This is a genomic window from Brevundimonas sp., from assembly GCF_016463295.1.
GTDB lineage: Bacteria > Pseudomonadota > Alphaproteobacteria > Caulobacterales > Caulobacteraceae > Brevundimonas.
The window spans coordinates 1-5,946 of record NZ_JAEMRO010000107.1 but is presented as its reverse complement, the minus strand read 5'-3'; the positions used below and the strand labels follow the sequence as shown (position 1 = coordinate 5,946).

The window sequence follows — 5,946 nt, the reverse complement described above, 5'->3', positions numbered from 1 at the left end:
CACCGGTCAGACATCTCGTGCGGAGCGACGACGCGATGCCGAAACACACATTCCCAACGGTCTCCGGGCATCGCGCCCGGCGCTCCGCCGGCCCATCCCACCTTCGACCGACGGAAATCCCGGCGGCGCGGACGCACGTCCAGTCTTTGACATCGCTTGCAGAGGAAGGAGCACCTTGCGTCGCTCCCCCCGTTTGCTAATCGCTTCCGATGATCGCGCGCCTTCGACCCGTCCCCTTCAATCTCGGCCCTGTGCATTTCGTCGGCATAGGCGGCATCGGCATGAGCGGCATCGCCGAAATCATGCTCAAGATCGGCTATTCGGTTCAGGGTTCGGACGCCAAATCATCGGCCAACACAGAGCGGCTGGAAAAGCTGGGGGCGCGCATCTTCATCGGCCATGACGCCGCCCACGTCGGCGAGGGCGTCTCGGCGGTGGTCTATTCCACGGCGGTCCAGCCGACCAATCCGGAAATGGTCGAGGCGCGCGCCCGCCGCATCCCCCTGGTCCGCCGGGCCGAGATGCTGGCCGAGCTGATGCGGCTGCAATTCTCCATCGCGGTGGGCGGCACCCACGGCAAGACGACGACGACCTCCATGGTCGCGGCCCTGCTGGACGCGGCCGGTCTGGACCCGACGGTGGTCAACGGCGGCATCATCAACGCCTATGGCACCAACGCCAAGGTCGGCGACGGCGACTGGATCGTGGTCGAGGCGGACGAGAGCGACGGCAGCTTCCTGCGCCTGAAATCCACAGTGGCCATCGTCACCAACATCGACCCGGAGCACCTGGATCACTACGGCGACTTCGACGGGGTGCGGAAGGCCTTCGTCGATTTCGTGGAGAACATCCCCTTCTACGGTTTCGCCGCCGTCTGTCTGGACCACCCGGAGGTCCAGCGTCTGGTCGCCGCCATCGATAACCGGCGCCTGGTCACCTATGGCCTGAACCCCCAGGCCATGGTCCGGGCCGACAACATCGACATGGGCCCGGACGGCTGTCGCTTCGACGCCGTCTTCAAGGGCGCGGGCACAGAGGCCGATGAAACGCGGATCGAGGGCCTGCACCTGCCCATGGCCGGTGGGCACAACATCGCCAATGCGCTGGCCGCCATCGCCGTCGCGCGCGAGCTGGACGTGGACGACGCCGCCATCAAGGCCGGTCTGGCCGGATTCGGCGGGGTCAAGCGCCGCTTCACCACCACCGGCGTCGTCAACGGCGTGCGCATCGTCGATGACTATGGCCACCACCCGGTCGAGATCGCCGCCGTCCTCAAGGCCGCCCGCCAGGTGGCCCAGAACGCAGACGGCCACGGCCGCGTCATCGCCGTGGTTCAGCCGCACCGCTACACCCGCCTGCGCGACCTGATGGAGGAGTTCTCGACCTGCTTCTCCGACGCCGACGCCGTGATCGTGGCCGACGTCTATGCGGCGGGCGAGGAGCCTCTGGACGGCATCGACAAACACGCCCTCGTCGACGGCATCCGCCGCTTCGGCCACCGCTCGGTCCAGGCATTGGCGGGCGTGGAGGCGCTGGTCGGTGTCGTTGCCGACGAAGCCAAGCCGGGCGATCTGGTCGTCCTGCTGGGCGCCGGCGACATCACCCAGTGGGCCTATGCCCTGCCGGGGCAGTTGGAGGCGCGGTCTTGAGCTGGCAAGACAGCCTTCCCTCCGTCCGCGGCAAGCTGCTCCGCGACGAACCTCTCGCGCCCTTCACCTGGTTCCGCGTGGGCGGTGCTGCCGACGCCCTGTTCATTCCCGCAGACCCCGACGACCTCGCCGACTTCCTGAAGGCGCTCGATCCAGCCGTCCCCCTGACTGTGCTCGGCGTCGGCTCCAACGTCATCGTGCGCGACGGTGGCGTTGAGGGCGTGGTGATCCGCCTGGCAGGGCGTCCGTTCGCCGGGATCACGACCCACGGCAACACCATCACGGCGGGGGCGGGCGCACTCGATTCCATGGTCGCCAAGGCCTCGGCCAAGGCCGGGCTTGCGGGGCTGGAATTCTATGCGGGCATCCCCGGCACGATCGGCGGGGCCCTGACCATGAATGCGGGCTGCTATGGCTCGGAAACTAAGGACATCCTTGTCTCCGCCTGGGGCCTGACACGATCGGGTCAGCGCGTGGACTATACCCTGGCTGACTTCGGCTACACCTATCGTCATTCCAAGGCTCCCGCCGACATCATCTGGATCGAGGCCACCTATCGCGGCACGCCCGACGCGCCCGAAGCCGTCGCCGCCCGCATCGCCGAGATCACCAGCCGACGCGAACAGACCCAGCCGATCCGCGAAAAGACTGGCGGCTCCACCTTCAAGAACCCGCCCGGCCATTCGAGCTGGAAACTGGTCGATGAGGCGGGCTGGCGCGGCAAGCTGCATCGCGAAACCGGCGGCGGGGCCATGTTCAGCGAGCTCCACTCCAACTTCATGATCAATCCGGGCGAGGCGACGGCGGCCGATATCGAGGGATTGGGCGAAACCGTCCGCGCGGATGTGAAAAGTAAACTCGGCGTAAACCTTGATTGGGAGATCAAGAGGATCGGCCGCCCGCTCTGAGTTCATTGCCCCATGACCCGCCCCCTCGCTGATCTGCACGTCGCCGTCCTGATGGGCGGACTGTCGTCCGAGCGAGAGGTGTCGCTGTCCTCCGGCAAGGGCTGCGCCGATGCGCTGGAAGGGCAGGTCGCCAGGGTCACACGCGTCGATGCGGGCCGCGATCTGGCCCAGGTTCTGACCGCGCTCAAACCCGACGTCGTCTTCAACGCCCTGCATGGCGAATGGGGCGAGGACGGCTGCGTCCAGGGCATTCTGGAGACGCTGCAGATCCCCTATACCCACTCCGGCGTGCTCTCGTCGGCTCTGGCGATGGACAAGGACAAATCTAAAGCCGTGCTTCGGGCCGCGGGCGTCGTCGTGCCGGGCGGCGGCCTGTTCGATCGTTTCGCCGTGGCGTCTGGCCACGTCATCCCGCCGCCCTATGTCATCAAGCCCAATGCCGAGGGCTCGTCCGTCGGCGTCTATCTGGTGCGGGCAGGCGAGGGGCCCTGCGCCGCGCCCGCCGCCGACGACTGGACCTATGGCGATCTGGTGATGGTCGAGCCCTTCATCGCCGGGGCCGAACTGGCCGTGACCGTCGTCGGCGAGGCGGACGGGCCCCGCGCCCTGACCGTCACCGACATCACCCCGACCAAGGGCTTCTATGACTACGAGGCCAAATATGCGCCGGGCGGATCGCGTCACGTCCTGCCGGCCCAGCTGCCGCCCGCGGTGTTCGAGCGGGCCCTGCGTCAGTCGGAACTGGCCCATGTCGCCATGGGCTGTCGCGGCGTGTCGCGTTCGGACTTTCGTTATGACGATATTAACGACGATCTCGTCTTGTTGGAGGTCAATACCCAGCCCGGCATGACCCCCACGTCTCTGGTTCCAGAGCAGGCGGCCCATGTCGGTATGGACTACCCAACCCTGGTCCGATGGATGGTGGAGGACGCCTCATGCCCGCGGTAGTGCGCGGCGGTCGGCGACAGAATGCCGGCCAGCCTCCCAAACGCGCCGCCGCCCCGAAATCGGGCGGTCGCGGCCGCACGCCCAAAAACGCCCCCGGCGTGCCCGGCAAGATGGCGGTGCTGGGTCGGCTGGACATGTCGCCCCGCGCCGTGATCATCGCCATGGTCGCCGGCGTGGTTGTTCTGGGCGGCGTTCTGGCGACCGGCGCGCGGGCCGAACGGATCGGCAACTCCATGTCCAATGGCTTGGACGGCGCAACCGCCGCCATGGGGCTGAAGCTGGCCCAGGTCGATATTCGCGGCGAGTCTCCCGAAGCCAATGCCGCCATCCGCCGGGCCATAGGCGCGAGCGCCAATCAGCCCATGACCTCCCTCGACCTCGACGCGATCCGCCAGCGGGTGGAACAGGTCGGCTGGGTCAAGGAGGCGCGGGTCGTCCGCCTGCTGCCCGACCGGCTGGTGGTTCAGGTGATCGAACACGACCGTCTGGCGGTCTGGCAGTCCGGCGGTCGCAACTTCGTCGTCGACGCCAAGGGTCAGGTGATCGAGGGGGCCGATGCGGGTCGCTATCCCAACCTGCCGCTGGTCGTCGGGGCGGGGGCCAATGAGACGGCGTCCGAAATCCTGCCGCTGATCGCCGAGCGTCCGCGCCTGCAGAGCCGGGTCGAGGCCATGGTGCGCGTCGACAATCGCCGCTGGAACCTCCTGCTCAAGGATGGCGGCCTGATCCAGCTGCCCGCCACCGACCAGGAAGCCGCCCTGATCCGCCTGGATGCGCTGGATCAGCGCGAGCGGCTGTTGGAGCTGGGCTTTGCCCGCATCGATCTGCGAACGCCCGAGGAGCTGGCCGTACGGCGCTCCGACAGCGCGACCTGAGATAAGAACAAGAAGAGACGATCATGGCTGTGCGGACGACGGAAAAGACGATCAACGGTGCCAAGGGCGCGGCAGGGCGTGCGCCCGTCGTGGCCGCGCTGGACTTGGGTCAGTCCAAGGTCGCCTGTTTCATCATGAAGCCAGAGGGCGTGCGCCACGCCGATCGCACCATCCGGGTCGCCGGGGCCGGCCACGTCCAGTCGCGCGGCGTGCGCGGCGGCGGCATCGTCAATATGGACGAGGCGGCCCAAGCCATCGGCCATGCGGTTGAGCGGGCGGAGAAGGCGGCGGGCTCGCCCGTCTCCGGCGTCGTCGTCACCACCGCCATCGGCCAGATGGCCAGCCACAGGGTTCAGGCCCGCGTCTCCTTGGGCAGCAATCCCGTCGGCGACGCCGATCTGGCCCGCGCCATCGCCATGGCCCTGGCCCAGATCCGCTATCCCAACCGCCGCCCGATCCATGTTTTGCCGATCAACTGGTCGGTCGACGGGGCCAAGGGTGTGCATGACCCGCGCGCCATGCGTGGCACGTCGCTGGGCCTCGATCTGCTGGTGGTCTCCATGGCCGAGAGCGCCTTCAACGGCCTGAGCCATTGCCTGGAACTGGCCCATCTCGACCTTCAGGGCGTCGCATCGGCTCCAGTGGTGTCGTCACTGGCCGCGCTGGAAGACGACGAGATGGACCTGGGCTGCGTCTGTATCGACATGGGCGCGGGCTCCACCACGGCGGCCGTCTGGGCCGGTCGGTCCCTGCTGCATATCGAATCGATCAATGTCGGCGGCGACCACGTCACCTCCGACATCGCCCGTGGCCTGTCGACATCCCGCGCCGGGGCCGAGCGTCTGAAGACCCTGCACGGCTCGGCCATGGCCGCCGCGCATGAAGATCGCGAGATGCTTGAGGCCCCGCCACGTGGCGAGGACCCGTCCGCGGGGTCCGTCGTCGTGCCCCGCGCCATGCTGAAGACCGTCATTGCGCCTCGCGTCGAGGAGACGCTGGAACTGCTGCGTGACCGGCTGAAGGCCGCAGGCGTTCTGGAGCCCGGTGCGGGCATCGTCCTGACAGGCGGGGCCAGCCAGCTGAATGGAGTGCGCGAACTGGCCGTGCGCGTGTTCGACCGTCCGGTGCGCCTGGGCAAGCCGCAACGCGCGCCTCATTTGGCCGACGCCGCCTCCGGTCCCGCGTTCTGCTCCGCGGCGGGCGTTCTGCTGCGCGCCGCCTATGGTCCGCGAGAGGCCGTTTCGGCCCGCAAACTCATGTCCCGCCAGATCACGGCTGCCGATGCGCCCCGCGTTCATCAGGGCGGCATTGTGGCGCGAATGGCCGGCTGGCTGCAGAAGAACCTGTAGGCCTGGCGAGGATTCTGCGCCTTTTGCGCCCTATTTGCCTCGCGCATGACGGCAGTGTGTCCAGATTGTAACATCTGCGGCCTTGATTGGCCTCCAAGCGGACACAATCGCTTGCCGTGGACGCTGAGGCTGTTAAGCCTGAACCGAAGTGGATTCCGCTGTTCGGTGGAATCCATGTCTTGAATCCTTTTTCTGGTTGGGGCCCCACACATGCTTT

At 67.5% G+C, this 5,946-nt stretch carries 5 protein-coding genes; all 5 read left to right on the top strand.

All coding sequences use genetic code 11. The annotated features are described in order from the left end of the window. Positions 1 to 209: 209 nt before the first annotated feature. From murC to ftsA, 5 genes are read left to right on the top strand one after another with little or no spacing between them, the layout of a single operon-like run. Positions 210 to 1,649, top strand: coding sequence for a UDP-N-acetylmuramate--L-alanine ligase (gene murC / locus JHC81_RS13370; RefSeq protein ID WP_292175492.1), 1,440 nt, complete (start codon positions 210 to 212; stop codon positions 1,647 to 1,649). Next, the gene (gene murB, locus JHC81_RS13365) at positions 1,646 to 2,557 is read left to right on the top strand and encodes a UDP-N-acetylmuramate dehydrogenase (RefSeq protein ID WP_292175491.1); all 912 of its coding nucleotides are present in this window, start codon (positions 1,646 to 1,648) and stop codon (positions 2,555 to 2,557) included. The genes murC and murB overlap by 4 nt, the downstream gene beginning before the upstream one ends. A 12-nt stretch (positions 2,558 to 2,569) precedes the next feature. Next, the gene (locus tag JHC81_RS13360; RefSeq protein ID WP_292175489.1) at positions 2,570 to 3,505 is read left to right on the top strand and encodes a D-alanine--D-alanine ligase; all 936 of its coding nucleotides are present in this window, start codon (positions 2,570 to 2,572) and stop codon (positions 3,503 to 3,505) included. Beyond that, on the top strand, positions 3,493 to 4,380 hold the full coding sequence (locus JHC81_RS13355) for a cell division protein FtsQ/DivIB (RefSeq protein ID WP_292175488.1): 888 nt from the start codon (positions 3,493 to 3,495) through the stop codon (positions 4,378 to 4,380). Before JHC81_RS13360 ends, JHC81_RS13355 begins: the two co-directional genes overlap by 13 nt. Before the next feature lie 23 nt (positions 4,381 to 4,403). Next, positions 4,404 to 5,729, top strand: coding sequence for a cell division protein FtsA (gene ftsA, locus JHC81_RS13350; RefSeq protein ID WP_292175487.1), 1,326 nt, complete (start codon positions 4,404 to 4,406; stop codon positions 5,727 to 5,729). Positions 5,730 to 5,946: the final 217 nt, after the last annotated feature.